Source organism: uncultured Methanobrevibacter sp. (assembly GCF_902770715.1).
Classification (GTDB): domain Archaea; phylum Methanobacteriota; class Methanobacteria; order Methanobacteriales; family Methanobacteriaceae; genus Methanocatella.
Genome location: NZ_CACXTS010000004.1, coordinates 1 through 26,274 on the forward strand (window position 1 = coordinate 1; position 26,274 = coordinate 26,274).

Sequence of the window (26,274 nt, forward strand, 5' to 3'; positions counted from 1 at the left end):
AATTAAAATTTAATATTGTCTCCTAAGCGCGCAATATCAAAAACTGCAGTATCGGCAATAGCCATGACTGCTAAAACACCTGCCTGAGTTGGATCAGTTATAATCAAATCAGCATGTTTGGTTACGCTTCCAGGCATATTAAGGGAAATTACAATCAAATTACTTTCCTCTTTTACTTTCCTAACAGATTCAGTAATCTCTCCACCCATAAGTGAACCTGCAAGCACTAACGCACTGACACGAGGCAATCTTGAAATGGCTTCAATAGCTTCAGCCAGATTTTTCTCACCGACTAATGGAATGGTATCTACACTTATACGTTCTCCACGTATATTGTGCCTATCTGCTTCAGTGATAGCTCCCATTGCCACCTGGGCCACCTGTGCACCACCACCAACAATGATTATACGCTTTCCCCAAATATCAAATTGAGAGCCATGCAGTTCGACGGATTTGACTTCAGAAATATTTTCTAAATCTGAAACTAACTTATCAATGTCTTCAACATGCTCTAGCTCCAAATTAATAGAACCTATGTTATTCTTTTCAACGAAAAGGTGAACATAACTAATGTTGGCACCATGGCTAGTGATGACATCAGTGATATCATCCAAAACGCCTTTTCTTTCATGTGATTTAATAGTTAATGTATAATCACTCATTTTATGGCCTTACTTTATCTAATTCTGCATGCGCTCTTTTCCACATGCTTAAATAATTGTCATCTTTGGTAACGGGAATCACTTCAAGACCTAATTCCCTATGCTCTTGAATCCATTCTTCATGAAATACAGGTATTTCAATTTTTATTGGTTCGGAGGTTTTATTTACCACTATTAAATTTCTGTAAGGAAAATCCCATTCAACAATGTATCCTCCAAGACTTACCATGTGATACGGTCTCATAACAAATTTCATAAATAATTCCTCCTATAATAATCCAAGTACAATAGATAATACGCCAAGTAATGTTGCGCCTAATATTGTAGGCAATAACTGCCTATTTGTAAATACCGGGCTGAATGCTGATAATATTCCCATCATGAATACGAATATCAATGCAACAGCGATATTGACTAAAATTCCCCATGAGAATATGCTTGGTGGAATTCCAATGAACAATACTGAAAAGACACAGCCGAGTACGAACATGAAAAATCCTCTTGTAAGATAGACAATTGACCTGTATTTTGCAGCATATTCCATGTAAGGTCCTTCAATAACATCTGATTTGGCTTTAATAATTGAAAATGGATATTCATTCAATATAATCATGTATCCTATGAAGAATACGATAGCTGCTATTGCCCCGGATACTGTGAATAAGAATGGTCCGTTAGCTTGCTGGTATGCTACAATATCCTGCAAGAAGATACTTCTAGCAGCGGTTACTGGAGCAAACAACGCCAAATACAATGGGAAAGATCCGTATGTAATCATTCTGAGAGATCTTTTTGCACTGATATCTTCAACAAATGACCTTTGAGCGTTTAAATGTGCTCCGCCTTTTACAAGATCTGGAAACGGCATTCTTAAAGACATCACGGATTTAGACAATGAACCCATCAGCACATAACATATTTCCTCTACCTTTAAAAATCCAACGATAGCCACTAAGCTTGAAAGCGCAGGTATTTTATAAGCTTGTGGAGTTAATGTAATGAGCACGCATAAAACCACAATAAAGCAGATAATCGGCAATATTTTGTATAATTTAGGAACAGGAGATGAAATCTCCACATTTTCCTTAAACATGAATTTCAATGGAGCCATTATTCCCGGAGCGATTACAATCGGCCCAATCCTTTGCTGAATTCTTGCATGAATATATTTTCTCTCAATTCCAGGAAGCAATGTTGAAATTATAAAGCAGACTATCACTGTAAGAACTACTGCAAGAACTGAATTTATTGCTGTACTTTCAAACATAATCTACCTCCTAATTATTTCAATTGCCCTATCGGTACATGTGAAACAAGGGTCACATTGTACGATACATAATTGAGCATCTGTAATCTGGTCTCCAATGCATGCATATTGCATTGCACCAATGTTTGCCATTGACGGAGTTCTAATTATACAGTGCCTTACCCTTCCACTTTCAAGTGCATAAGAATGATACAAAGTTCCTCTTGGAACTTCAATGTAACTTTCGGTTATGTCTGTGTCAACCATTTCCCAGTCGTGATTGACCAATTTTCCTTCAGGAATATCTGCAATAGCCTGCCTGATGATTTTTATTGATTCGAAGGATTCCAATGCCCTCATCAACAAGTTGGATTTGACGTCCCCATCAGGTTGGGTGACTACATTAAAGTCAAAGTTATCATATTCGAACATTGTTGTCCTTAAATCTCTTGCAACACCAGTAGCCCTTAATGTCGGTCCGGTTACAGCAAGTTCAATAGCTTGCTTTTGTGGCAATACCCCAATTCCGGCAATCCTTGACATCACGATTGGATCGGCAGTGAATCTGTTGGCAAAATCAGTGAGGCCTTCTTCTACCTTGTCCATATCCTCTTTAATTCTCAATATTTTTGCTTCGTCCAATTCACATCTTGGCCTTACTCCGCCCAATACGGAACATCCGTACTGAACTCTGTTTCCACCAATCATTGCAAGCAGTTCCATTACAATTTCCCTTAAGTAGAACACTCTCATTGAAAATGTTTCATGGGACAGTACTTCACAACCATGCGCCAAATACAAGAAGTGTGAATGCAAACGTTCAAGTTCGCCCATAATTACACGAATATACTCAGCTCTCTCTGGAATTTCAATACCTAAACCCATTTCAGCGGTTCTGCATGAATTCCATATATGTGAATTAGAACAGATTCCACATATTTTTTCGGTAAGTGCATTTGCCTTTTGGACAGGAAGACCCTCCATAATCCTTTCAATACCCCTATGATTAACACCAATAGTTATCTCGGCTTCCTGCACTATCTCATCCTCTACAAAAAACCTTACCCTATATGGCTCCAATGCAGCGGGGTGAACTGTACCCATTGGAATTTCAGTTTCAATTATATTGCTTCTCGGTACTTTTTCATCCATTTAATCCCCTCTCAGTCCGCATCTAATAATGTAGGTAAAAGTGATACAACTCCAGCCAAAACATCTTGAGGCCTTACGGCGCAACCAGGGATTTTCGCCGCAACCGGTATGATATTTTCGACTGGCCCTTCAATCTCTTCAGAAGGAATGTCACCATAACAATTCTTATAAACACCACCCATTAAAGCGCAGCTTCCTGCAGCCACAACTAATTTAGGATTAGGTATGGCTTCATAAATCTTCTCTAATGGTTTCCTATTCAAATGTGTAACCGGTCCTGTTACGACCAAAACATCAGCTTCACGAGGATTCCAAGTTAAAAACACATTATATTGCTCAGCATCAAATCTAGGTGATAATATGGAGTTTACAATTTCAATGTCGCATCCATTACATCCACCAGTATAAACTAACATGACATGTATTGCTCTTGCTCTTGAAAATGATTTAATTCCCATCTAATCACCTTCCTCTCTATTTTTTAATACAGTATTATCGGACAAATACTGTGCAATAACCTTAAGCTTATCATCAGATATCTTAAATGGTTGATCAAGGAATTCTGAAATTTCAACTTCCTGGTCACCAACACAACTTGGATGAACTGTTCCTTTTTGCCCATACAATGAGAATATTGGACAGAAATCATGACAATAATAACATACCACGCATTTTTCAAGATTAATTTCAGGCACTTTATCTTTAGTCCAATCATCAGTTAATTTAACAGGATTTGCTAATGGCTTCATCTCAATTGCCCCTGTTGGGCAAACATTAGCACAACCAGAACACCCAATGCAAGCCTTTTCATCAACCCTATCATCCACTTCAACTGAAAGCGTAGATATCTGTCTTCTCAACTCCATATCTGTAACCCTATCAGCAGCGAAAAAGATTCTTTTAAAGTTGGTGAAAGCTCCTTCCAAAGCTATTCTAATTAAGTTTCTCATTTAAATACCCTCTATTGAATCTTTAAAATTTCTCTCGAATAAAAACGCTCTTGCAGGACATGCATTCTTACATGCTCCGCAATAGGTACATTTCTCTTCATTTACAATGAACTCGCCATCAACTTCATCTATTGCATCATATGAACAGGTTTTATGACATAATCCGCAATGCATACATAATTGCTGCTCAATGAAATTGAATCCGTCTTTGATTTCATTTTTATACAATGTTGATTTTGGAATGGCATCAACCGGACAGTGCACTGCACAGTTTTCACATAAGATACATTTATCCAAGTTAACGGAAATTGTTCCTCTGTGCAATATGATAGCATCCTCCTGACATACCTCTGCACAAATTCCGCAGGAGATGCAATCTTCTGAAACGCTTCCGTCCCATGTATGAGTCATATATTGACGTGCATGAGTTTCATCACAGACCTGCACACATTTTCCACAGGATACACAGAATCCCGCCAATGTCGGCAACTCTTCCTCATTAAACTCGTCATAGATAAACATTTCCTCATCCTCATGCAATGTATTAATAGGACATGCATCGATTGCAATTTCATGAGTCGTATTTTCAGTATCCATAGTCGGATCATACCTTAATTTGCCATCAACATACTTATGAGATTCATTTTCACATAAATCTGCACATAATCCGCAATTCAGACATGATACGATTGAACCTGACGGTTTCTGATTAATCTTATTGACAATAATCGCAGATTCATCAACAGAAATTGCATTGTTAGGGCAAGCCTTCATACAATTAAGACAAAGTGTACAGGATGATTTGTTGACAATTTGATGTTTGTTCATTGATTGGTTTGGACAGACATCTTCACATAGTCTGCACTCACTACAAATTCCTTCATCCCTATCAATTTTAACGTGAATTGCTCCGGTCGGACAATATTGCTGACATCTGCCGCATAAGATACATTTTTCTGTGTCAGTTCCGAAGTAGCTTCTTGAAACCTCTTTAGCGACAGACTCCTCTTTTTGAGGAACAACCCCTAAAGAAGGATAAAGTATTTTCAATGATTCTATGAAGTTGATCTGCTTTTCCTTTTCAAGTTCAAATCCGTCAACACGGTTGGAACAGACTTCCTGACATACTCCACAGCGTGAACAGATTCCATATACAATGCCGTCTTCAATGGTTATATTGTTTGTAGGACAATTGTGCATACACATTCCACAGCCATTACATTTGGCCCGATCTACAACATAACCTCCATAGCCATTTTGGAATATGGCGCCATTCGGACAGTTTTCATAACATATTCCACAGGTAAGACAGCTGAAAGCTCTTCCATTGATAAATCTAATAGCTTTTGTAGGACACTGTTTAATACAATCTCTTTTTCCCTCACATGTATTAGTTGTTAAAAACATTATAAAAACTCCTTATTTACTCCTTGCAAATAGTAGTTTGCCTACAAAAATTCCTATTAATGCAGATAAAAATGCTGTAGAAATCGGCAAATCTGTGTAGAATGGATAATTACCAGATTGCCATGCTACAATAATTCCTGCAATAAGTATCACGATAAATGATGCCTTAGTGAATTTTGCATCACTAACATTAAGTTTAATCTGAGATCCAATAACTAAACCCAATATTAGTCCGAATATTATTGGTCCTAAACTTAACATCATTCACCCTCCTCTACAATCTTTTTAAAACCTGCAAATGCAATGACGATTGCGGACAGACCTGCAAATACTTTCAAACCAACAAAGATATTGAGGTATGGAATAATACCTGCATTGGTTACATCCGGATAGTGGAAAACGCTTTGGATTGCTGCCGGAACGACATTCAACAGGTCGGTTCCGAAATTGTACAGGTAAAATCCTCCAACGAATAAACCGATTAATCCAAAGATGACAAATCCTAATGCACCTACAGATTCAAAAACTTCAATGTACAAATGAGATAATTCCAATGGAGAATTACCTAATCCATAAACGAGAACAGATAATATGATTCCACTAGCTATCATTGCACCTCCCTGGAAACCACCACCAGGAGTGATGTGTCCTCCAAGGATAGTCATTATACCTAAACAAATTAAAAGGATTGAAATTGGTAAAGATATTAGTTTTAAAATTACACTGCCTTGACTCATTGTTTATCCCCCAATAATCCTCTACCAAATATAAGTAATACTACCAAACCAGCAGTCAACAATATAATTGATTCTCCTAATGTATCGTATGCTCTGAAATCAAAAATAACAACGGTTACAAGGTTTGGAGCTATTTGAGTTCCTAAAGCATTGTAAATATTGCTTACACCAGGGTTAATCATGTTACTTAAATGGAATACTGAATCAAATAATGTAACAGAAAATATTGCTGCAAGCACTGCTGCAATCAAACTGCGAATTGTTGCTTTATCAGACAAGATTACCACCCCAGTACATAAACACGACAATAATTGAAAGTGTTACAACTGCATAAAATATCATCTTTTCCAAAGAATCTTCCTGTTCGATTTTGAACTTAGGAATAAGCGGAATATTAGAAATCAGAACAATTGCCAATATGAATGTGACCAATCCTGCAAGCAAAACATTTACATGCCTTAGCAATATTGCTGAGAGAACCAATGATACAATCAGGAATATTTCCGCTGTAATGCTACCGGAAACATCCGCATTGGTTACAGGACCCGGTGAAAACAATTTCTTGAATTGCTTTACAACATCGAATATTTGATCATATAGTTTCATAATATCCCTCCTACAAAGCTAGAAATTCCATTTACAACAACATCAGGGAATAAACCTAAACCTATAACCAATATTAGCAATATTCCCATAGCAAAAATCATTGCACGAGGAACTTCTTTTCCTTCTACTTCCAATTCTTTTGGTTTTGGCCTTAAGAACATCACATAGAATGTTTTTACGAATACTACAAATGTGGCGATACTTACCATAATAGCCAAAATGGATATTTCAGGGAATCCACAGTTTAAAGATGCTTGAACAAGCATTAATTTGGATTGGAATCCGCTTAATGGAGGAACTCCTGCCATTGCCAAACCGGCAATTAAAAGCATGAGGCTTACTTTTGGATGATATGCCAAAAGCCCTCCGAGCTTACGTGTATCCACTTCATTTGTTGCGTTAACGATTGCGCCAAATCCAATGAATAATAATGCAGTAATAATGATTTCGTTTAATGCTTGGAACAGACCCGCTGTAATCGCATAATTAGTTCCAAGACCTATACCTAAACCTATGAAACCAAGTTCACCAACAGCTAAAAATCCAATCATTCTTCTGAAGTCTGTTTGGGTAAGAGCCATAGAGACACCCAATATCATAGCCAAGATAGAGAAGAAAACTATGAGAACTTCAAATATCGGCAAGGTGGAATAAATCCTGTGCATAATCAATACGATTGAAATCATGGATATGACTGTAAATGATTGAAGCAATGCTGCTCCATGAGGTTCCGCTTTTGAATAAATTCCAGATTTTATAGTATGGAAAGGTGGTAAACCAGAGGCATATAACCAACCAAAGAATATTAATCCGAGTGAAGTTAAAAATACTGGAGATGTAGCGTCAACCAAACCATTATGAACAGCTGTTGCAATATCAGTAACATTTACACTACCAGTCAATGCCAATAGGAATCCAATTCCCAAAAGCATTATTGGAGAACCGATTGACCCTAAAATCATATATTTTAAAGCCATTTCATAACTATAATCAATTGAAGAAGCTGCAACAATACCTACCTGTGCAAGTGCCAGTATCTCAAAGAATACGAACATGTGGAATATATCATCAGTTAAAAGCATTGCAGTAACTGCAGCTGTACCTAAGAACAATAAGAATAAATATGGTCCTGAAACTTCCTTATATTTAGTTAAATAGACGAATATAACTAAAAATGTTAAAAGACCTATCATTGCGATGAATATCTGTTGCAAGAAAGTAAATGAATAGGTAATTGCAGGATGATATACGAAACTTGTCACATTATCCAAAATAGGTTCATATCCGCCAAAGTAATGCAATCCATAATTGGACAATAACGGAATCAGCGGAAGACAGATTGCAACAACAAATGCAAAAATCTTAGTTACCTTATTGAACTTTGAAAATGCACTGATCAACAATGCAGCAATCAAAGGAACAATAACCATAAGTGGAATTAGCTCATTCATTGTATTCCTCCTGTTTTGATGTATCCGCCAACATCACTTTTGTGCTTAAAGTACCATATCTTCTATAAAGAACCATTACTAAAGCAAGCATAACGGCCAAAGTACTTGCGCCAATTACAATACTGGTAAGTACCAAACCAAAAGGCAATGGATAAGCAGCGTTTGAAGCAAACCATGATGTGTCCATTCCAGGCATTAGAATAGGTACAACACCGCCTGCCTTATAACCGATAGCAACAATGAACAGATTAGCGCCTTCTTCAATAAAACTAATACCGATTATCTTTTTTATGATATTATCAACGAAAATCGCCGCATAAAGACCTATGACAACTAGAGCAACTGATGTCAATAATATCGCAAGTTGTGTCTGTGCCATTAGCTATCCTCCCTTTGAGTTTTCTGTACAGCCAAAGCAATGAATACAGGAACAATCGCTGCACCCACAATAGCTTGAGTTAAAGCTACATCGGGAGCCAATAATATCTGGAAGAGAACTGCAAGAGCCCCGCCAGAAAATCCTGTTAAGATTGCTGCTTTTAGTAAATCTTTCTGAATAAGAGCAAGAATTGCACTTAAAACTATAATTATGCATAATACAAACTCTAACATCTTACTCATCCTCGTCAATTTCTAATGTAGTAACTGAAAATCTTTCATCCGCTTTAAGTTTCTCTGAATCTTCGCTCTCTAAAGCTTGCATTTTTTCTTTAGGATGGAAAAACGGATGATTTTCATCCACTTCTACTTCAACATTCTGTAAATCTAAATTATTTTCTCTATCTTCTTTTTTCCAATAAGCATTAGCTATTGCATGTGCTATAAACGGAGCTAGAATGAAATAAATTCCAGCAAGCAAATATTGGCCTATTGCAATCATTGCAATAATACATGCAACATCAAAAATACCTACAATGTGGATTCTTGCATAAACAATATTCTTTGTGTCTTTTCCTAAGCTAAGAAGACCAATTGCGGAAATTATAGTTAAAACTGCCGCTATGATAAGAAGGGCTGATTGAACATATTCTATCATCCATCATCACCTCCCAAAACAACAGCGAAAGCAACTGTGCCTACAAAACCAAAGAATATTAAAGCTAATGATATATCTCTAAAGAAACCAAGGTTATATAAATCTCCAACAATCAGCAATGCAACAGCAAAGGCATTGACTACTAGAGAACTTCCTAAAAGCCCCATTGATGTGGATTTATATGCACTTGCCCTTAAAGCAGCCAGCATCATTATCATTAATGCAATAACCACAATAATTTTTGAAATAAACAATATATCCATACTATCTCACTCGATTATTTTACTTGGAAAATGTTATGCATTTTTACTCTAACATTTTCTTTATATACTTTTCAAAAGGAATGATATCCTCTTTACTTCTTGGAGAAATAGCAGCTACTTTGATAATGTTATTTTCACTGTCCAAATCAACAGACAAAGTACCAGGAGTTAAAGAAATACTGTTTGCTAAAATTGTCTGTGAAACCGGCCTCTCTAAAACAGTTTCAATGTCAACAACTATAGGATCAATATTTCTCCTCATAACACCATTAAACGCAACATCTATTGTTGATTTAATGATTTCATAAATAAGGTCTAAGAAATAAATAATTCCATAACCAATTCTAGTCAAAAACATTAAACAAGCTCCATTTCATTATTTTAATAAACAGCCAAAAAATTGACTATATAATAATATTATTATTTATCATGATTATTTATTATAAATGTATGTATTTTTAAAAAAAATATGAGTAATTTCTAAAAAAATATTAAAAATATTCTAAAAAAAATTAAATGAACAAAATAATATCCCAATGAAAGCAATGAGGAAAAAAACATGGCTAAATTGGAAAATAAGAAAAAATGTATAAACTTAAAAAATATATATAATAAGACATACAAATTTAGTCATGCCTAAAAAGGTGATTGCATGGACTTAATTGAAAAACTAGAACCGATAATCATATTTTCAGCGGTGATTTTAGGACTTGTTTTAAGCAATATTGATTTAATAGCAGATAATACCTCTTATCTGATCAATATATTCCTATGCCTAATGTTATACGGATTATTTTTAGAAGTTCCCCTAAACGACTTGAAAGACAGCTTTAAGAATATCAAATTTACATCAACAAGTTTAATAATAAATTTCATATGGACGCCATTATTCGGATATTTTATAGGATTATTATTCTTAAAAGGGAATGTTGACGTGCTTATCGGGTTTTTCATGCTGATTCTAACCCCCTGTACAGACTGGTATCTGGTATTTACAAAACTTGCAAAGGGAGACTTGACCTTAAGTCTATCAATATTGCCGATTAACCTAATTTTGCAAATAATTTTGCTTCCTGTATATCTGATATTATTTTTCTCAAGCGGAAATACAATGGATTATGTGCAATTAGCTTATTCACTTTTAATTGTTATTGTCATACCTTTCATAGCGGCGCAAACTACAAAATTCCTGCTTAAAGATGATTTAAAACAAAAAGCAACAGAAATTTTTACAGACTTGCAAATTTGGTTTTTATCACTTGCGGTGTTCTGCATTTTTGCAAGCCAGGGAGAATTGTTATTTACAAATTTAAACTCCGTTGTAACAATATTCATCCCTTTAATAATATTTTTCATTGTTAATGTCATAATTGATTTATTAGTGTCTGAAAAAATTAATTTCAGTTATTCTGAATATGCGAGTTTAACAATGACAACACTTGCACGCAATTCACCTCTGGCACTGGCCATAGCAATAAATTCGTTTCCTGGACATGAATTAATATCCATTGCACTTGTTATCGGACCCCTGATTGAATTGCCTATACTTTACACTGTTTCTAAATTCTGTTTATGGATTAAAAATTCAGGACTGTTTTTTGTTTGCAATTACAGATTTTAATATGCCTTAACATAATTTTCAAACAGGTTAAACAAAAATGGGGCATGATACAAAAACGCGCAAATAACCAATAGGAATATCATGACCAATCCAAAGTTTCTATAAACTTTTTTTGAGGATATCGGAGCAAATATTTTAATTCCTGCAGGAGTGAACGAATCCAATACTACATGAGAAAACACACCCAACAATAAGCTTAAAACGACTTCAATATATGAAAACTCTGCATTTGGAATTACAAATAAGCTAAGGAAAAATACTGGAAGAAAAATCATCAGAAGCTTCCTGTTCAAAAATAAAAAGCTGATAATTATGAGCAATACTGCCATTAACAGATATTGATTATTGAGAGGTGTCACGGCAAGAATTAACTCCAACGACCATATCAATACCAGACTGACGGCGGAAGTTAATGTTAAAACCCCAAAAAGCGAATGTGTAAAACTACGATGTTCTGAAAAATAGAACGTGACACCTAGAAATACAATAATCAACCCTACGTAATAAGGTAATTTAAGCATATAAAGTGAAATGAACACTATTAACCCCAATATAATCATCCTATAGACATTTTCCGTTTTGAATTTATGGTCAAAATCCGGGATATTTGCACCGAGGAATGTTAAAGCAATTAACAGAGGACTGTGAAAAAACATGCATGCGAGTATTAATGCAAATATCGAATGTCCCTTGTAAGATGGCACTTAAATCACCTTACTTAAACTTATAACTCTATATTAAAAATAATTAATGCAAGAGCATTTGAAAAGTATTCTATATTGAAAAAATAGTATTGTAGATCCAATAATTAAATTTCTTTGGATTTTTAGTAAAGGATTAAAAAATTAAAAAAAAAGGAAGAATGAAATGGCCATTCATTCTTCCATTTAAAAGTATTTATCCATAACCCTCTGAAAACTTAAAGCCATCATCGAGATATAAATAATTATCAATATCTCCGACTTGGACATTTTCGTCATATAAGAACTTTTCAGCACCATTATACGCTTCGGGATTTAAAAAATCACTAGGGTTATATTCACCAGGTTTAATGTTAGTAGGATCAAATTCATTAGATTTAAATTCACTAGGTTTATAATTTATAACATTATGTATGGCCATACCTAATGAAGCCGCACTGATTCCTATGACAACACCATCTCGAACCCGGTTCATGAATTGACTGTAATCCTGGTTATCAGTTGAATAGATGATTGCATCAACAGTTCCACCAATAGCACCTACACCAGCACCTATTGCCCAACCAACAAGTTGTGCGGCTGATGAAATTGCTGCAGAAACTCCAAATCCAGCACCCGCTGAAATTATAGTCACTCCAGTCAGTATAGCTGCAGTAATCGCCTTCTGCTTCCAGGCAGCCATTGGGAAATGGTCAATCACATTAGGTGAATCCCCAATACTGATAATTGATACGCTAGCATTATGGTTATAAATATCCACATTAACATTTTTATTACCATATCCTTCAATTATTTGCAGTTATGCAACCTACAGTGAAAATACATGTCAATCAGACTAATTAACATTAAAAATTAGATGCCAAAATAATTCAAAAAGCTTTCCATTTGCATATATGATTTTTCAACTGTGCCCTTTCCAACATTTGCAAAAGGACACAATACTTCAGCAGTAATCGCAGGAATGCCCTTTAAATTGCAAACATCCTCAACTGCACCCTTATAAGATGACCCGGCATAGTCGAATGAAATTATTCTGGATCCCACATCTTTAGAAATGAAATTAGCAATCAAAAAACTTTCAGGACTTGGAGATTTGGATGAAAAAATAGATTCAAAGCCAGGATTGCTGTTTCGGGCAGTTGAATGAAAATCACCGACAAAATCAATATGCAGTTCCTCGATTTTTTGGATTATCAGATTGCTCAGCGAATTCTTAATATGGGCTGACCTATTCAAATCCATTGAATTGAAAGTTCTTTCATTGTTCATTGTTGATTTTGGAGCGGCAAACGGTATAAAATATAGGGTGGTGAACAAATCAGCGCCGATTAAATGATTCAATAGTTTCACATTCGCAATCTGGGCAGGCAGTTCATTTCCATGAATCCCGGATAAGATTAAAAGTTTATTGCCACCACTGCCTAGCTTAAAGATCGGTGTTCCGAAAACGGATTTTTCTAAAATCAGTTGAGTAAGATTATTCAGCTCCAATTGCTCCATGAGATTTCTATTTCTGGAAATGTAACCCCCTGAAAAATTGGAAATGTAATCAATTTCCAAATTGTCAAATCCCTCAACTTTTTTAAAAACCATAATTAATTATACATTGAAACTCTTATTTAAAAATAAGGATGAAAATGAAAAAATATATCAAAAACCTAATTAGGCTCGTCAATTATGAAAGAGATGCTGAAATTGACCTGATGACACATGAAATAAGTACAATGTCCGGTCAGAAAAGAGAACAGTTGGGAAGAGCCATAAACAAAGTCAAAGGAAAAAGGCAAGGAACGGAACTGGGAATGCAAATTGTTCAGTTTGGAAGATCCGAAAAGATTGAAACGGAAATATCAGTTGGAGATATGGTTTTAATAAGCACGGACAACCCATTGAGAAGCGATTTGACTGGAACAGTGACCGAAAAAGGAGCGAGATTCGTTAAAGTAGCTTTTGATAAGCGAGTTCCGAAATGGGCTTTAAAAAAGAAAGTCCGTATTGACTTATATGCAAATGACATTACATTCAAAAGAATGGAAGACAATTTAAATCATTTAAGTCTGAAAGGAAAGAATGCTTTAGAATACATGTTGAATGATAGGAATCCTAAAAAAAATCGTCCAGTGCCTTATATTGCATACATTGACCAATTCCTTAACGAATCCCAAAAGTCAGCTATTGAAAATGCGCTTTCATGCGAAAACTTCTTTTTGATTCATGGTCCTTTTGGAACAGGCAAGACCAGAACACTGGTTGAACTGATTTCACAGGAAACAAGGCAGGGCCATAAAGTTTTAGCTACAGCTGAAAGCAATGCCGCTGTAGACAATATCCTGGAAAGATTGATGGAGAATAAAAAATTAAACTTGACAAGACTGGGACATCCTCAAAGAGTTTCAAAACACAATATTACACAAACTTTAGCCTATAAAGTTGAAAATCATGAATTAAACAAAAAAATCAAAAGGATTCACAAGAAAATTGACAAACTAATAGAAAAAAGAAAGAATTACACAAAACCGACTCCACAATATAGGAGAGGTTTTGGCGATTATGATATACTGTATAATGCTTCAAGAGGAAAGGGCGGTCGTGGAATAAGCCCTGATCAGATGAAATCAATGGCGCATTGGATTGCAACAAACCAGGAGATTGATGAAGCTCATAGCGAAATAAGAAGGATAGAAAACAGGATGATTCGGGACATCATTGAAAGGAGCAATGTTATATTATCAACAAATTCCTCAGCAGCTCTTGAATCAATTGCAAGAACCAAATTTGATGTTGCAATCATCGATGAAGCTTCGCAGGCCACAATTCCCAGCATTTTAATCCCAATTGCAAAAGCGCACAGGTTCATTCTTGCAGGAGACCATAAGCAGCTTCCGCCAACAATCATCAGTGAAAAGGCACATCCTTTGGAAAAAACATTATTCGAAGAGCTTATTAAACGATACCCGTTCAAATCACAACTTTTGAATGTCCAATACAGAATGAATAAAATGCTTATGGAATTTCCAAACAGGGAATTCTACAACAACAACCTGAAAAGCGATTCCAGTGTTGATGAAATAACTCTCGATGATTTGCTTGGAGTTGACAATAACGAAGAGCCTTTTCTTTTTATTGACACGTCTAAAGTTGATGGCTACGGTGAAAAACACCTGAAAGATTCCAAATCAATAGTGAATGAATTGGAGTCTAAAGTTGCTGTAAGCATTGCCAACGATTATCTGAATGCAGGAGTATGTGAAGAGGACATCGGAATTATAAGTCCCTACGCCGACCAGGTGAAGATAATTCAAGAGCAAACCCCTGTTGAAGTGAAGACAGTTGACGGATTTCAAGGCAGAGAAAAAGAAATCATTATCATATCAACTGTAAGGAGCAATAATAATGGAAACATTGGATTTTTAAAAGATTTAAGAAGATTAAATGTTGCAATAACACGAGCAAAACGAAAACTGATTATTATTGGCAATAAAGAAACTCTAAAGACAAATCCAACATATTCAAGACTCATAGAATTTGCTGAAAATAAAAACTTATTGATAGAAATTTAGGCATACCTAAACTTTTAAATACTATGACAACAAATACAATAAACAAGGTTAAAAAAGTTAGTCATAACTTTTTTCCTCCAAACTCTTAATTAGGGACCCGATTTTAAAACACATACAACTTTTCAACCTCAATTATAAAACCCCAAATTAAGAGTTTATTTCTTCTGCCAACTTTTTTTAAAATTATAAATACTATTAAAAATAGAACATTTAATGTATAATTATTCTTATTTAAGATTATTTAACGGTGATTGATTATGACTGAAAAAGTACTTTTAGCATTCAGTGGAGGGCTAGATACCTCCGTTTGTGTTAAATTATTAGAAGAAAAATATGATGTAGAAGTTATTACCGCATGTGTGGATGTCGGACAAGGCGAAGAAGAAATGGAAAAAGCAAAAAACAGTGCAGCTAACATTGGAGGATTAAAACACTACAATATAGATGCTAAAGAAGAATTCGCAAACGAATACATCGCACGTGGAATCAAAGCAAATGCTGAATACGAAGGATACCCATTAAGTACCGCTTTTGCAAGACCATTAATTGCCCAAAAACTTATAGAAGTAGCGGAAAAAGAAGGGGCAACTGCAATTGCACATGGTTGTACCGGAAAAGGAAACGACCAATTCAGATTTGAAGCAGTAATTCGTGCAATGTCCGATTTGGATATCATTGCACCAATCAGAGAAATGAACCTAACAAGAACTGAAGAAAAGGCATATGCAGAATCCAAAGGAATCAAGTTAAGTTACGATAAAATTTACAGTATTGATGAAAACCTCTGGGGAAGAGCAATTGAAGGAGATGTCTTAGAAGACCCTGCAAATGAACCTCCTGAAGACATCTATGAATGGACTGCTTCCTGGGAAGATGCTAAAGACGAACCGGAAAAAGTATCCATTGAATTTGAAGAAGGTATTCCAGTAGCTATAAACGGTGAAATGATGCCATTAATCGACATCATTACAAAAGCAAATGAAATTGCAGGAGCTCACGGAATTGGTAGAGTTGATACCATCGAAAACAGAATGATCGGTATTAAAAGTAGGGAAATATACGAAACCCCCGGTGCAAAATTATTGATTGCAGCACACCAAGCATTAGAGGAATTGGTCTTAACAACTGACGAGTTAAGATTCGCGGAATACATGTCCGGACTCTATGCAGATTTAGTCTACAGAGCACTCTGGCAAGAACCATTAAGAGAAGACCTTGACCAAGCAATCGATAATATGCAAGAAAGAGTAAGCGGAGAAGTTGTAATGAAACTCTTTAAAGGTTCCATTCAACCAATCATCAGAAAATCTCCATTCAGCTTACACAGCATTGAACAAATTACCTTTGAAGACAAAGAAACTGACCAAAGAGAAGTTGAAGGTATGATTAAATACCACGGTCTTCAAGCGGCAAATTACCAAAAATTAAACAGATAGCTTTTAAGCTATCACTTTACTTATTTTTATGTCTAAAATTAACCAACTTCAACAAATAATCGACTCCTCAGGCAATATTGTATTCTTTGGAGGGGCTGGCGTGTCAACAGAAAGCGGGATTCCTGATTTCAGATCAGAAAGCGGAATCTTTAAAAGCTTAGAGAAATACGGAGACACACCAGAGAATTTGGTTTCACACAGCTATTATCTAGACCATACAGAAGAATTTTTCAATTATTATAAAGATAATCTTGTTTTTAAAGATGCTGAACCTAATCCTGCCCATTTAAAGCTTGCAGAATTAGAAAAAGCAGGCAAACTAAAAGCAGTCATCACACAAAACATTGATGGATTGCATCAGAAAGCAGGAAGTGAAAACGTCCTGGAGCTTCACGGAAGCATTCACAGAAATTACTGTCAAATCTGCGGTAAAGAATATGGCCTGGATTACATTTTAGAAAGCGAATCAATTCCAAGATGTGAATGTGGAGGCATTGTAAAACCGGATGTCGTATTATATGAAGAACCCTTGAACAATGCAGTATTAAATTTTTCAGTCGATTACATTTCACAGGCAGAAACACTGATAATTGGAGGCACATCTCTCGTTGTTTATCCTGCCGCAGGACTTATAAACTATTTCAATGGACAAAATCTTGTTTTGATTAACAAAAGTGAAACTCCTTATGATGACCTTGCAACATTAGTCATCAACGATGCCATTGGAGAGACTTTGAGCCAAATCAAAGTCAAGTGATTGTGGAATCAATTCAATTCCGCTCAATTGATTATCGCATCTGTAGACAAGTATTTCAACACCTTGCCTGTAAGCTTCATTGAGGGTTTCGCTAAACACAGGATCATTATCCCAATTCGGCCTGAAGAATTTCCCGGCAGGATGCTGAATTAAGAAAAATACGACACAGCGATTGCCCTGTTTTTTAAGTTTTATCAATTCTTTTAAGTGTTTTGCACCACGTTCTGTTGGAGCATCCGGAAATCTGGCTTCACCATCAACAATCAGAGTAACACCCTTGACTTCAACATAACACTCTTCATTTTCATTAGCCAAGTATATATCTATTCTTGAGTTGTCAACAGTTTTTTCTCTTTGATGGAGAGAATAATTTAGAAGCTCTTTTATTTTGCCGTCAACGATTGCATCATAAACAATGCTGTTAGCCTGCTGAGAGTAAAGCGATACCAACACTCCCTTATTCTCAACAAATCGAAGCGAAAATTTTGTTTTTCTATTTGGATTATCGGATGGCTCTAGCCAAACGACAGCCTCCTCAACTAAAAGCTCTTTACACCTTCCAGTGTTAGGCACATGGGCAATTTCCAAATTGCCATCTACTTCAACTTCGGCAATGAATCTATTTGGGCGATTCTTAAAAATCCCTTTAACATAATCCATCTTTAATCACACTGCCAATGTAGGAAACCAAATCAGATGCTGAAAAACCGTTTCCTTTAACCTTGAAAGCTTCATCTCCTGCAAGACCATTAATGAAAACGGCCAGACATGCTGAATCAAATGAGTTTAATCCTTGTGAAAGCAGACTGGTTGCGATTCCTGAAAGTGCATCACCAGTTCCACCAACAGTCATGCCAGCATTTCCACTTTTATTTATTTTGAATTTAGTTTCCTTTAAAATTAAGTCATATTGTCCCTTAATAACAACAGAACCTTTGATTTGACGGGTAATCTTCTGGAATTCTGTGATATTTTCATCGACATGATTAAAGTCGTATGAATCGATGTCAAGTTTCAAATCATCTTCTATACCAAACAGTGACTTGAACTCAAAGATATGCGGAGTCAATATAATATCTTCACGATTTTTGATCAATGACAATTCAACCTGTTTTAGAGCGTCAGCATCCAAAACAATCGGCTTTTTGATTTTTGCAGCCAAAACATTGAATAAATTTGAGGTTTCATCATCAATTCCTGAACCCGGGCCAATCAATACGGCATCAACGTCATCTGCAATGCTTAATATTTCATCGGCATGGGAAAGGGACAGTTTATCCCCCTCAAGAGATTTGACAATTAAATCCGGAGATGTTGATTTAATGGCTTCAGCGGCCTTTTCAGGCGAAGCAACATAGACCAAATCAGCACCAGCACCGATTGCAGCCATGCCTGCAATGGCGGGGGCGCCTGCAAAGTCCTTATTGCCTCCTACAATCAATAATTTACCGTTATTTCCCTTGTGTGATTTTGGATTTCTATTTTTAAGTCTTAAAAAGTCACCATAGTTTACAAAATATTCCGCTTCAAAAGGAATTCCGATATCAGCAGTTACAAGACCCCCTACATCCTCTTCATCAGCATTTCTAACGCCTGTCTTGATTTTATGAAAACTGATTGTGTAGTCCGGAATTACCGCCAAATCAGAGACTTTCCCTGTTAAAGGATCCATTCCTGAAGGGACATCAACGCTTATTTTGATTCCTTTTGATTCATTGATGATTTCAATAGCTTTTCTAATGTTGGTTTGTAGTTTTCCGTTAATACCAGTTCCCAAAAGGCCATCCACTATAACAAACTCAGAATCATGGCTTTTTGCCAGCTCACTGCTGTTAATGTCTTCCAATGTTTTAAGATTATAAATATTCAGACGTGACAGGCGAGGCTTCATATTCATTAATATTTCCAGGTTGGTTTTTGAATAAGGGGAGCGAATGTTATCCTTCAACATGTAAATGTCGACGTCATATCCTCTGTTCAATAAATAACGTGCAGCAACAAATCCGTCACCACCATTTCCTCCGGAACCTGTAAAAATCACTACTTTTACTGGTTTTGAAAATGTATAAACTGCAATTTTACCCACTTCTTCCGCTAGAGATTTTCCAGCTGATTCCATTAAACATAATCTTGATAAACCCAAATATTCACAATTGTGGTCTGTAACCATCATATCAATAGGATCCAAATTATCACCTTAAATTAAAATATAAGTATATTATATAAATATAATTATCTTAATTTAAGGAAAAATTCCATGAGAAAAATAACATTGAAACTTTTAACAAGATTGCCTACAAAATATGGAGTAACAGGATTAATACTGATTATATTCCTATTTATTTACGGAATTGTCGGTTCCTATTTTATTATGGGCTTAAATATTATTGATTCTATTTATTATGCTGTAATTACTATGGCCACAGTAGGTTATGGGGACTACACTCCTCATACTGGAATTGAAAAGATTTTTGCAACAACCTTAGCTCTTGCAGGAGTTGCATTGCTTGCATACGTATTCAATATTTTATTAACAAATTTCCAGGAGAGAATGACCGAATATTCAAAAGGAGCTAGAAAAATGAAAGCGATAAACGATATGGATGATTATTATATTCTTTGTGGTTTCGGAAGAGTTGGAAAAGTGGTGTTTAAAGAACTGACACAAAGAAATCAAAATGTGATAATAATTGAAAAAGATGAAAACATATGTCAAAGTATTGAAGAATGCGAATCAGTTGTTGTTATACAGGAAGATGCTACTGAAGGCGACTTGATTACAAAATTGGCCGGAGATAAATGCAACAGCGTAATCATTAGTATTGGAGATGATGTCAGCAACCTATTTATAGTCTTGACAATACGTGAGCAAAATCCTGACGTGTGGATCGTTTCAAGAGCAAGCAAAATAGAAAACATATCCCGACTTAGAAAAGCGGGCGCTAATAAAATAGTGTCCCCTGAAATTATTGGCGGACAAGACCTTTACTTTGAATCTACACGCCCCCACCTTTTAAGAATAACCACAAAGCACACCTTTGATAAAATATTTGATGAATTTGAAATAATAGCCAAACATGGTTGTACATTAGAAAATATTGATTACCATATCCCTGGAATCGAAACACCATTAACACGTGAAATAAAGACTAAAGATCCTGTAGACGGTAAAAAATACCAAAACTATCTAAATACACATGATGACCAAAGACATGCTATAGACAATTTGTATAAAAGCACAAACAACATCCACTCCCATTTGATTTCAGGCCCTGATAAAACCACTTTTGACAAATTGGTTGAAGATCTGGAAAAAATTGAAGATATTATTGGAATTAACTTATCCAATGAAGAAATAGCTGAAATAACTAGAAAAGAAATAAAAGAATAATTTTTCAATTATTCTTTAATTATAATATTGCTTTTACAATTAATCAAGTATTTGATGTTGTTAGTGTATATTGACACTTTATGACTTCCAACAGACAAGGAGTTAGTTTTCAATTGAGCAACACCATTCTTATCTGTTTTAATAGAATAGGTTTTACCGTCAATTTTTACTTTAACAACAAGGTTTTTAATGACCTTTTTAGTTGCCTTATTTTTTACTGTAACTTTAAATACTTTAGATTCATTAAGGTTTGTAGTAACCTTTGGAGCGCTGACAATTGTTTTGGTCTTGATTAATTTATCTATGTTTCCCATCTTATGAATGCCCAGATATTTGCTTGACGGAGTTTTTGGAAGGCTGTTTTTTGATATGAACTTGCCCTTAAAGTAAATATTGTCCTTCAAGTGCCCTGTGCTTTTTCCAACCATGCGCCCATTGTCATTTGCAGCATAAACCTTTATTGTTGCAGTAGTTTTGCCTTCTTTGGTTGTTGCTTTCCAATGGAATGCTGTAGCATCCCTACGGTTTACTCCAAATGAATCGGATGCTGCAATTTTAATGGCCGCCTTTGCAGGATTCTTATCATAATGGGCATATGTACCATGCCTAAACATTGATCTTGAATTAGGAATGTCAATAAATTGACCTGGTTTCAATTTACCCATCTTTATACCGCTTCCCCATACAATTGCATATTTTCCGTTTGGGGCTTTAATTGAAAAATGACCAATGGTCAATCTTCTTTCATACTTTTGAATTTTCTTAAGGTATGATTTTTTAATCTTACCAGATTTAAACATTTTACCTGCCAATTTTTCAATAGCATGATTGATTGTCGGATTATCCCAACCGCCTGTACCTGCCATCCAACCGTTAGCTGCTGTTATTGTGTGGAAGAAATAGCTATTCTTTTTATACTGCTTTACAGCAGGAATTCCATTTAGCTTATATTTGACAATGTGCAAATTCTTAGCATTAGTCGCATCCCTTCTAAATCCGGCAACAGCTTCGGTATTGCTTACTTGAACGTACAATGAAGAACATCCCATTTCAGCAGTTTCCTTAATGGTCAGGGCAGCTTTTATTTTTTTAGCCTTTAGGTATTTGTTTTTCTTAATACATGTGACAACCTTATATGAACCAACCTTGAAGTTTTTCTTCAATTCCGCAATACCATTTGCATTTGTTGTTGCATAATAAGTCTTAAACTTATTTTTGGAAAAATAAACATTGAATGCAACCGTTATTCCTTTAACAGGATTTTTAGTGAATTTGCCAATTACTTTTGCCTTGAAAAACAAATCGGATTCCCAATATGTTTTATAATCCTTGGTTTGAATGGACAATGCATTTTTATTAATCTTTACAATAGCAGTTGCATTGCTTGCAGTATAGTTTTCATCACCAGCAAAGTTAATTGTAGCTTTATATGTATTTGGTTTTAAAGTAATTTTCAAAACAATTTTGCCCGCATTATCACTGATTTTATTATAAACATTATTATTGATTAAAATAGAAACCTTCTTATTTGAAATAGGATTATTATTGCAATCTTTTAAGTAGCTAACTAATTCGGAATGCTCTTTATAATAACTATTGACATTCCTTGTCTCAATTTTCGTATTAGTCTGAGTTTGATTTTCTTCAATTGGCGAAGAATCGTCAAGATTAATTTCCATTTCTTCAACAATATGAGTTTGATTGGAAGATGTTGCTTGCTCATCAAAAGCCACATCTTCAGTCACATTTTCTGAAGCCAAAACAAAATTCATACTTAAAATCAATAATATCAAAACTATTAAAACCTTTTTAAACATTGTGTCACCTTAAAATGTAATATAAACACAATTATTTGATTTTAATTGTGCTTTTTGCAGAAATCTTGTAATTTGAGTTTCCAGAAGAAATAACAACTTTGTGAGTTCCCCTTTTCAATATTTTGGTGTTGATTTTAGCAACACCATTCTTGTTGGTTTTTGTATTGTAAGTTTTGTATTTTTTGCCTGTGTAAACTTTGATTTTTACTTTAATGTTTTTCACAGCTTTTTTGGTAGCCTTATTTTTTACTGTTACTTTGAAATATTTGGATTTTTTATATTTTGCAGTTACTTTATGAGCTTTAATGATAGTTGGGGCTTTATTGATCTTGATTGTTGAAGATAATTTTGGAGCATGATAATTTAAATATAAAGGAACTACTTCAATTTTATAAGACCCCACAGCAGGATTAAATTTCAAACTTGCAATTCCTTTGGAGTTGGTGGGACTTGTTAGATAAACCACATAGTAGTTATCTGTAAAAATATCTATATTTTCAATGAAACAATTAAATGCCTCATGAACCTTTTGAGCGGAACTATATGATTTCTTAGGAATGTATATCTTAAGAAGTATCGGTAAATTTTTAATTGCATTATTAGTTTTTTTATCACTAACTGTAAACTTAAAAAATTTCCCGGAATTATATGGGGCAGTTAATTTTGAAGAGGTGATGATTACCGCAGTAATAGGGATATTTCCATCTAAACCTGTGCAATTTGAAAATAAAGTTTTTAGCACAACTGATTTTCTATAATAAGTAAAAATGCTTCCAGCTCCAAAATCTGAATATTTGCAACTGTCCATGCCTTTTGTATCATCATAATCCGTTAAATAATCAGCTGAATTATTTGAAAATTCGGAATTTACTATTGCAAAATGATATCCGGAATCAATAACATATTTAGAATATGAATATATTGCACCACCAAGACCGGTAGCATGGTTATTATAAAATTTACAATTAGTGATGTTGAAACCTGACACATCACTAAGAATTGCCCCGGCAATTTTTGCTTTATTATTTAAGAAACTGCAACCAACTAAGATTAATTTATTACCCCAAATCGCTCCTGCTTCAAATGCAGTATTATTAATAAAATTAGAGTTCATGAAAATTCCATCACAACACCATATAGCTCCGCCCATACCTGAAGAACAATTAATAAAACTACAATCCCTAATTGTCAATAAGCCTTGTACTTCAATAGCGCCTCCATACTTCCACTTACTTTCAGCATTAGAATTATTGATAAAAGTACAATTAACACAGGTTATCTTTCTAGAACTGGAGTCTGAATCATAATCCGAAAAGATTGCCTGATTAGCATCTACAATTTTTAAATATTTAAAAATAACCTTTGAAGATCCAACAATTTGAAAACACTTAGATTGACCATTTGCCTTTAAAATAGTATTATTTGATCCTTGAATTGTTAAATCCTTATTAATTTTAATGGATTTGCCGCTGCTGATATACTCTCCTTCAAGGTTTATTACATCCCCTGATTTTGATTTATCGACCGCTTTTTGAATATCGTCAAAGGCATTTCCTGTGGCATTACATACATTTCCAAGTTGGTCTTCCTCAGCGATGCTCCATTGTTCAACATCGTTTGATACGGAATTCTCATCTAAGCTATAATCCATTTCTAAATTCTCATCAGAAATGTTGTCTGAAGCCGAAACCATATTAATACACAAAAAAAGAATAAAAACTGCTAATAAAATTTTTATTGCATTATTTAAACAAAACCCCATACAAATCACCTAATTCAAATTATAAAAACGAGCAATGACAAAATTCAATTGATGGTAAAAAAAAACTATTCTGAACCTTTACTCATTTTTAAAAACATGTGGAAGAAACATCACTCAATCACCCACACAAATATCATAATTTATCATTTTATTAAAAAAAGAATATAAAACAATATTATTAATATAATAATATTATTTTAAAAAATTCTAAACCTAATCCATATCACTGAACAATAATTTCCATTGGTCTGAGTTGTGAATAATGTCAAATCTAGAATAAATATAGTTTAAGACATATTCACCATCTTCCGTGATTTTGAAATACTTGATTTTCTTATTGTTTTTAGTCTTTAATTCGCTGTCGATTAAGCCTGATTCTTCCATTTTATTTAATATAGGATAGATATTACTGGGATTTGATTTTTTCAATGACATTTCATCGATGAATATTTCAAAAAACTTATCCAATTCCTTTAAAATCCCATAACCATGAATGCACTCATTATACTTAATGATCCACAATATCAAAAATCGTGACATCCCCTTAACATAATGTTTGATTACTGGATTGTTAGTGATAACCTCAGAATAATTTTTTTGAACATTAGACACGGAACTTTCATCAACCATTATATCTTTTCCAAATTTATTAAAAACAAAAATCCAATTGATTTGAATTACAATTAAATTATAATTGTAATTGATATATAAAGCAATATTATAAAAATTAGTATATAATATACGAGATATGATTAAAAGTTAAAAAAAAGTAAAAAAAAAGAAGAGAGTTAAACTCTCTAGAATAACTCTTGTAAGTTAATGATGTAAGCACCTAATTTACCGTCGAAGTTACCTGCTGAAATTTCAAGCACGCCATCGACTGAACAAGCTGCTACGATACCAGCTTTCATTGCTGCTTTTACAGATTCTTCATCTACACCATCAATAACGATTTCGAATACACCGTCAGCATCATCTCTGATGTCAGAGTCTACTTCACCTTTTAAGGTTACGCACATTTTTTCGTTAGTGGATGCATTTAAGAATTTGGAGTATTTGTTGGATCCTACTTTGGAACCAGATGCAACCATACCCCCAGGGAATGGAGTAATTACACCTTTAACATTTCTAATAGCTGCAACAGCTAATTCTGCAGCTTTAACACCAGTAATTTGGTCTTTTGCTAAAATGAAGAAGTTTCCTCCAGCTACACCATCTGCAAATCCGAATTCTGATTCTACTAAGAAGTCACCAGACATGATTGGGATGGAGTGAACTTTTCTTCCGTCGATGCAGCATTCTTTTTCGAATCCGTCACCGAAGAATTTTAATTTGTTACCAGTTTTCAAAGTTTCTTCTGCATCGAGTAAGTTAAATGCAGCTGCGGTAGGAGCGGTTAAAACACACATACCGATTCTTTCCATTAATTCATGGTCAAGTGCCTTTTTACTGCCTTGACAAATCATAATTGCATAACCTGGTCTTCCGTCAGGAGTACATTCAGCTGGTACAAAACAATCAATACCTGCTTCTGCAGGACATCCAATAACAGAAGTTCCGTAACCGGTTGCTTCAGTAGCTGCAATTTTTGCTAATTTTGCAGTTGCTGCTGTAACCAAGATTCTAGTTACTTTAATTCCGAAACCTTCTGCATAAGTATCTTTAATTTCTACGCCATTAATTTCCATGATTTCACCAAAATTTTTTTAAAAAATAATT

At 34.7% G+C, this 26,274-nt stretch carries 31 protein-coding genes; 5 read left to right on the plus strand and 26 right to left on the minus strand.

What is annotated here, in order from left to right; translation table 11 throughout:
• Window positions 1-2 precede the first annotated feature (2 nt).
• Genes QZU81_RS01770 through QZU81_RS01850 form a run of 17 tightly spaced genes read right to left on the minus strand, consistent with a single transcriptional unit; the run spans window position 3 to window position 9,868 of the window.
• On the minus strand, window positions 3-662 hold the full coding sequence (locus QZU81_RS01770; RefSeq protein ID WP_295589129.1) for a DUF5612 domain-containing protein: 660 nt from the start codon (window positions 660-662) through the stop codon (window positions 3-5).
• 1 nt (window position 663) lies between these two features.
• Window positions 664-918, minus strand: a complete 255-nt coding sequence (locus tag QZU81_RS01775; RefSeq protein ID WP_292826912.1) for an energy-converting hydrogenase B subunit P — start codon at window positions 916-918, stop codon at window positions 664-666.
• 12 nt (window positions 919-930) lie between these two features.
• Window positions 931-1,929: a respiratory chain complex I subunit 1 family protein gene (locus QZU81_RS01780; protein ID WP_292852036.1), complete on the minus strand. Its 999-nt coding sequence runs from the start codon at window positions 1,927-1,929 to the stop codon at window positions 931-933.
• A gap of 3 nt (window positions 1,930-1,932) precedes the next feature.
• Complete coding sequence (locus QZU81_RS01785) at window positions 1,933-3,060, minus strand: nickel-dependent hydrogenase large subunit (protein WP_295589133.1); 1,128 nt, start codon at window positions 3,058-3,060, stop codon at window positions 1,933-1,935.
• Window positions 3,061-3,071: 11 nt separating this feature from the next.
• Window positions 3,072-3,518 (minus strand): NADH-quinone oxidoreductase subunit B family protein, encoded by a 447-nt coding sequence (locus QZU81_RS01790; RefSeq protein ID WP_292826901.1) that lies wholly within the window; start codon window positions 3,516-3,518, stop codon window positions 3,072-3,074.
• Entirely contained in the window at window positions 3,519-4,010 is a 492-nt protein-coding gene (locus QZU81_RS01795) for a 4Fe-4S binding protein (protein WP_292826898.1), read from the minus strand. It lies immediately after the preceding gene.
• Complete coding sequence (locus QZU81_RS01800; RefSeq protein WP_295589135.1) at window positions 4,011-5,417, minus strand: 4Fe-4S binding protein; 1,407 nt, start codon at window positions 5,415-5,417, stop codon at window positions 4,011-4,013.
• A gap of 12 nt (window positions 5,418-5,429) precedes the next feature.
• Window positions 5,430-5,681, minus strand: coding sequence for an energy-converting hydrogenase B subunit J (locus tag QZU81_RS01805; RefSeq protein ID WP_292826892.1), 252 nt, complete (start codon window positions 5,679-5,681; stop codon window positions 5,430-5,432).
• On the minus strand, window positions 5,678-6,154 hold the full coding sequence (locus QZU81_RS01810) for an MnhB domain-containing protein (RefSeq protein ID WP_292826889.1): 477 nt from the start codon (window positions 6,152-6,154) through the stop codon (window positions 5,678-5,680). Before QZU81_RS01810 ends, QZU81_RS01805 begins: the two co-directional genes overlap by 4 nt.
• Window positions 6,151-6,432 (minus strand): EhbH, encoded by a 282-nt coding sequence (locus QZU81_RS01815; RefSeq protein WP_292826887.1) that lies wholly within the window; start codon window positions 6,430-6,432, stop codon window positions 6,151-6,153. Before QZU81_RS01815 ends, QZU81_RS01810 begins: the two co-directional genes overlap by 4 nt.
• Window positions 6,425-6,760: a hydrogenase gene (locus tag QZU81_RS01820; RefSeq protein ID WP_292826884.1), complete on the minus strand. Its 336-nt coding sequence runs from the start codon at window positions 6,758-6,760 to the stop codon at window positions 6,425-6,427. Before QZU81_RS01820 ends, QZU81_RS01815 begins: the two co-directional genes overlap by 8 nt.
• A complete protein-coding gene (gene ehbF, locus QZU81_RS01825; protein WP_292852048.1) occupies window positions 6,757-8,211 on the minus strand; it encodes an energy conserving hydrogenase EhbF in 1,455 nt (484 codons plus the stop codon). Before ehbF ends, QZU81_RS01820 begins: the two co-directional genes overlap by 4 nt.
• The gene (locus QZU81_RS01830) at window positions 8,204-8,590 is read right to left on the minus strand and encodes a cation:proton antiporter subunit C (RefSeq protein ID WP_292826878.1); all 387 of its coding nucleotides are present in this window, start codon (window positions 8,588-8,590) and stop codon (window positions 8,204-8,206) included. Before QZU81_RS01830 ends, ehbF begins: the two co-directional genes overlap by 8 nt.
• Entirely contained in the window at window positions 8,590-8,832 is a 243-nt protein-coding gene (locus QZU81_RS01835) for a DUF4040 domain-containing protein (RefSeq protein WP_292826875.1), read from the minus strand. The genes QZU81_RS01830 and QZU81_RS01835 overlap by 1 nt, the downstream gene beginning before the upstream one ends.
• Window positions 8,825-9,247 (minus strand): cation:proton antiporter, encoded by a 423-nt coding sequence (locus tag QZU81_RS01840; RefSeq protein WP_295589140.1) that lies wholly within the window; start codon window positions 9,245-9,247, stop codon window positions 8,825-8,827. The genes QZU81_RS01835 and QZU81_RS01840 overlap by 8 nt, the downstream gene beginning before the upstream one ends.
• Window positions 9,244-9,510: a hypothetical protein gene (locus QZU81_RS01845; protein ID WP_292826869.1), complete on the minus strand. Its 267-nt coding sequence runs from the start codon at window positions 9,508-9,510 to the stop codon at window positions 9,244-9,246. Before QZU81_RS01845 ends, QZU81_RS01840 begins: the two co-directional genes overlap by 4 nt.
• Before the next feature lie 43 nt (window positions 9,511-9,553).
• Window positions 9,554-9,868 carry a monovalent cation/H+ antiporter subunit E gene (locus tag QZU81_RS01850; protein WP_292826866.1) on the minus strand — a complete coding sequence of 105 codons (315 nt, stop codon included), beginning with the start codon at window positions 9,866-9,868 and terminating at the stop codon, window positions 9,554-9,556.
• Between the two features lie 294 nt (window positions 9,869-10,162).
• On the opposite strand from QZU81_RS01850, the gene QZU81_RS01855 reads away from it, so the two are divergent.
• A complete protein-coding gene (locus QZU81_RS01855) occupies window positions 10,163-11,131 on the plus strand; it encodes an arsenic resistance protein (RefSeq protein ID WP_295589142.1) in 969 nt (322 codons plus the stop codon).
• On the opposite strand, the gene QZU81_RS01860 is transcribed toward QZU81_RS01855, so the two are convergent.
• The 3 genes from QZU81_RS01860 to QZU81_RS01870 form a co-directional block, all read right to left on the minus strand.
• On the minus strand, window positions 11,128-11,835 hold the full coding sequence (locus QZU81_RS01860; protein WP_295589143.1) for a metal-dependent hydrolase: 708 nt from the start codon (window positions 11,833-11,835) through the stop codon (window positions 11,128-11,130). The genes QZU81_RS01855 and QZU81_RS01860 overlap by 4 nt on opposite strands.
• A 193-nt stretch (window positions 11,836-12,028) precedes the next feature.
• The gene (locus QZU81_RS01865; protein WP_295589144.1) at window positions 12,029-12,592 is read right to left on the minus strand and encodes a hypothetical protein; all 564 of its coding nucleotides are present in this window, start codon (window positions 12,590-12,592) and stop codon (window positions 12,029-12,031) included.
• A 92-nt stretch (window positions 12,593-12,684) separates the two neighbouring features.
• A complete protein-coding gene (locus QZU81_RS01870; RefSeq protein ID WP_295589145.1) occupies window positions 12,685-13,425 on the minus strand; it encodes a succinylglutamate desuccinylase/aspartoacylase family protein in 741 nt (246 codons plus the stop codon).
• A 44-nt stretch (window positions 13,426-13,469) separates the two neighbouring features.
• Here QZU81_RS01870 and QZU81_RS01875 point away from each other — a divergent pair, with 44 nt between their 5' ends.
• The 3 genes from QZU81_RS01875 to QZU81_RS01885 all read left to right on the plus strand — a co-directional run bounded on the left by QZU81_RS01875 (window position 13,470) and on the right by QZU81_RS01885 (window position 17,585).
• Entirely contained in the window at window positions 13,470-15,392 is a 1,923-nt protein-coding gene (locus QZU81_RS01875) for an IGHMBP2 family helicase (protein ID WP_295589147.1), read from the plus strand.
• 257 nt (window positions 15,393-15,649) lie between these two features.
• Window positions 15,650-16,828: an argininosuccinate synthase gene (locus QZU81_RS01880; RefSeq protein ID WP_292826851.1), complete on the plus strand. Its 1,179-nt coding sequence runs from the start codon at window positions 15,650-15,652 to the stop codon at window positions 16,826-16,828.
• A 28-nt stretch (window positions 16,829-16,856) separates the two neighbouring features.
• The gene (locus QZU81_RS01885; RefSeq protein ID WP_295589150.1) at window positions 16,857-17,585 is read left to right on the plus strand and encodes an NAD-dependent protein deacylase; all 729 of its coding nucleotides are present in this window, start codon (window positions 16,857-16,859) and stop codon (window positions 17,583-17,585) included.
• Here the strand turns inward: QZU81_RS01885 and sfsA are convergent.
• Window positions 17,532-18,245, minus strand: coding sequence for a DNA/RNA nuclease SfsA (gene sfsA, locus QZU81_RS01890; protein WP_292852076.1), 714 nt, complete (start codon window positions 18,243-18,245; stop codon window positions 17,532-17,534). The genes QZU81_RS01885 and sfsA overlap by 54 nt on opposite strands.
• Window positions 18,232-19,773, minus strand: coding sequence for an NAD(P)H-hydrate dehydratase (locus tag QZU81_RS01895; protein WP_295589152.1), 1,542 nt, complete (start codon window positions 19,771-19,773; stop codon window positions 18,232-18,234). Before QZU81_RS01895 ends, sfsA begins: the two co-directional genes overlap by 14 nt.
• Window positions 19,774-19,842: 69 nt before the next feature.
• Between QZU81_RS01895 and QZU81_RS01900 the strand changes: the two genes are divergently transcribed.
• The gene (locus QZU81_RS01900; protein ID WP_292852082.1) at window positions 19,843-20,976 is read left to right on the plus strand and encodes an NAD-binding protein; all 1,134 of its coding nucleotides are present in this window, start codon (window positions 19,843-19,845) and stop codon (window positions 20,974-20,976) included.
• An 8-nt stretch (window positions 20,977-20,984) separates the two neighbouring features.
• On the opposite strand, the gene QZU81_RS01905 is transcribed toward QZU81_RS01900, so the two are convergent.
• The 4 genes from QZU81_RS01905 to fhcD all read right to left on the minus strand — a co-directional run bounded on the left by QZU81_RS01905 (window position 20,985) and on the right by fhcD (window position 26,243).
• Entirely contained in the window at window positions 20,985-22,793 is a 1,809-nt protein-coding gene (locus QZU81_RS01905) for a hypothetical protein (RefSeq protein ID WP_295589154.1), read from the minus strand.
• A gap of 31 nt (window positions 22,794-22,824) precedes the next feature.
• Complete coding sequence (locus QZU81_RS01910) at window positions 22,825-24,486, minus strand: hypothetical protein (RefSeq protein WP_295589155.1); 1,662 nt, start codon at window positions 24,484-24,486, stop codon at window positions 22,825-22,827.
• Between the two features lie 282 nt (window positions 24,487-24,768).
• Complete coding sequence (locus tag QZU81_RS01915; RefSeq protein ID WP_295589156.1) at window positions 24,769-25,185, minus strand: PadR family transcriptional regulator; 417 nt, start codon at window positions 25,183-25,185, stop codon at window positions 24,769-24,771.
• Window positions 25,186-25,352: 167 nt separating this feature from the next.
• A complete protein-coding gene (gene fhcD / locus QZU81_RS01920; RefSeq protein WP_292852091.1) occupies window positions 25,353-26,243 on the minus strand; it encodes a formylmethanofuran--tetrahydromethanopterin N-formyltransferase in 891 nt (296 codons plus the stop codon).
• Window positions 26,244-26,274 lie beyond the last annotated feature (31 nt).

Excerpts from the sequence above, each read along its gene's own strand:
- QZU81_RS01770 (WP_295589129.1), bottom strand. The coding sequence starts at position 662 with ATGAGTGATTATACATTAACTATTAAATCACATGAAAGAAAAGGCGTT.
- QZU81_RS01775 (WP_292826912.1), bottom strand. The coding sequence starts at position 918 with ATGAAATTTGTTATGAGACCGTATCACATGGTAAGTCTTGGAGGATAC.
- QZU81_RS01780 (WP_292852036.1), bottom strand. The coding sequence starts at position 1,929 with ATGTTTGAAAGTACAGCAATAAATTCAGTTCTTGCAGTAGTTCTTACA.
- QZU81_RS01785 (WP_295589133.1), bottom strand. The coding sequence starts at position 3,060 with ATGGATGAAAAAGTACCGAGAAGCAATATAATTGAAACTGAAATTCCA.
- QZU81_RS01790 (WP_292826901.1), bottom strand. The coding sequence starts at position 3,518 with ATGGGAATTAAATCATTTTCAAGAGCAAGAGCAATACATGTCATGTTA.
- QZU81_RS01795 (WP_292826898.1), bottom strand. The coding sequence starts at position 4,010 with ATGAGAAACTTAATTAGAATAGCTTTGGAAGGAGCTTTCACCAACTTT.
- QZU81_RS01800 (WP_295589135.1), bottom strand. The coding sequence starts at position 5,417 with ATGTTTTTAACAACTAATACATGTGAGGGAAAAAGAGATTGTATTAAA.
- QZU81_RS01805 (WP_292826892.1), bottom strand. The coding sequence starts at position 5,681 with ATGATGTTAAGTTTAGGACCAATAATATTCGGACTAATATTGGGTTTA.
- QZU81_RS01810 (WP_292826889.1), bottom strand. The coding sequence starts at position 6,154 with ATGAGTCAAGGCAGTGTAATTTTAAAACTAATATCTTTACCAATTTCA.
- QZU81_RS01820 (WP_292826884.1), bottom strand. The coding sequence starts at position 6,760 with ATGAAACTATATGATCAAATATTCGATGTTGTAAAGCAATTCAAGAAA.
- ehbF (WP_292852048.1), bottom strand. The coding sequence starts at position 8,211 with ATGAATGAGCTAATTCCACTTATGGTTATTGTTCCTTTGATTGCTGCA.
- QZU81_RS01830 (WP_292826878.1), bottom strand. The coding sequence starts at position 8,590 with ATGGCACAGACACAACTTGCGATATTATTGACATCAGTTGCTCTAGTT.
- QZU81_RS01835 (WP_292826875.1), bottom strand. The coding sequence starts at position 8,832 with ATGAGTAAGATGTTAGAGTTTGTATTATGCATAATTATAGTTTTAAGT.
- QZU81_RS01840 (WP_295589140.1), bottom strand. The coding sequence starts at position 9,247 with ATGATAGAATATGTTCAATCAGCCCTTCTTATCATAGCGGCAGTTTTA.
- QZU81_RS01845 (WP_292826869.1), bottom strand. The coding sequence starts at position 9,510 with ATGGATATATTGTTTATTTCAAAAATTATTGTGGTTATTGCATTAATG.
- QZU81_RS01850 (WP_292826866.1), bottom strand. The coding sequence starts at position 9,868 with ATGTTTTTGACTAGAATTGGTTATGGAATTATTTATTTCTTAGACCTT.
- QZU81_RS01855 (WP_295589142.1), top strand. The coding sequence starts at position 10,163 with ATGGACTTAATTGAAAAACTAGAACCGATAATCATATTTTCAGCGGTG.
- QZU81_RS01870 (WP_295589145.1), bottom strand. The coding sequence starts at position 13,425 with ATGGTTTTTAAAAAAGTTGAGGGATTTGACAATTTGGAAATTGATTAC.
- QZU81_RS01875 (WP_295589147.1), top strand. The coding sequence starts at position 13,470 with ATGAAAAAATATATCAAAAACCTAATTAGGCTCGTCAATTATGAAAGA.
- QZU81_RS01880 (WP_292826851.1), top strand. The coding sequence starts at position 15,650 with ATGACTGAAAAAGTACTTTTAGCATTCAGTGGAGGGCTAGATACCTCC.
- QZU81_RS01885 (WP_295589150.1), top strand. The coding sequence starts at position 16,857 with ATGTCTAAAATTAACCAACTTCAACAAATAATCGACTCCTCAGGCAAT.
- sfsA (WP_292852076.1), bottom strand. The coding sequence starts at position 18,245 with ATGGATTATGTTAAAGGGATTTTTAAGAATCGCCCAAATAGATTCATT.
- QZU81_RS01900 (WP_292852082.1), top strand. The coding sequence starts at position 19,843 with ATGAGAAAAATAACATTGAAACTTTTAACAAGATTGCCTACAAAATAT.
- QZU81_RS01905 (WP_295589154.1), bottom strand. The coding sequence starts at position 22,793 with ATGTTTAAAAAGGTTTTAATAGTTTTGATATTATTGATTTTAAGTATG.
- QZU81_RS01910 (WP_295589155.1), bottom strand. The coding sequence starts at position 24,486 with ATGGTTTCGGCTTCAGACAACATTTCTGATGAGAATTTAGAAATGGAT.
- QZU81_RS01915 (WP_295589156.1), bottom strand. The coding sequence starts at position 25,185 with ATGGTTGATGAAAGTTCCGTGTCTAATGTTCAAAAAAATTATTCTGAG.
- fhcD (WP_292852091.1), bottom strand. The coding sequence starts at position 26,243 with ATGGAAATTAATGGCGTAGAAATTAAAGATACTTATGCAGAAGGTTTC.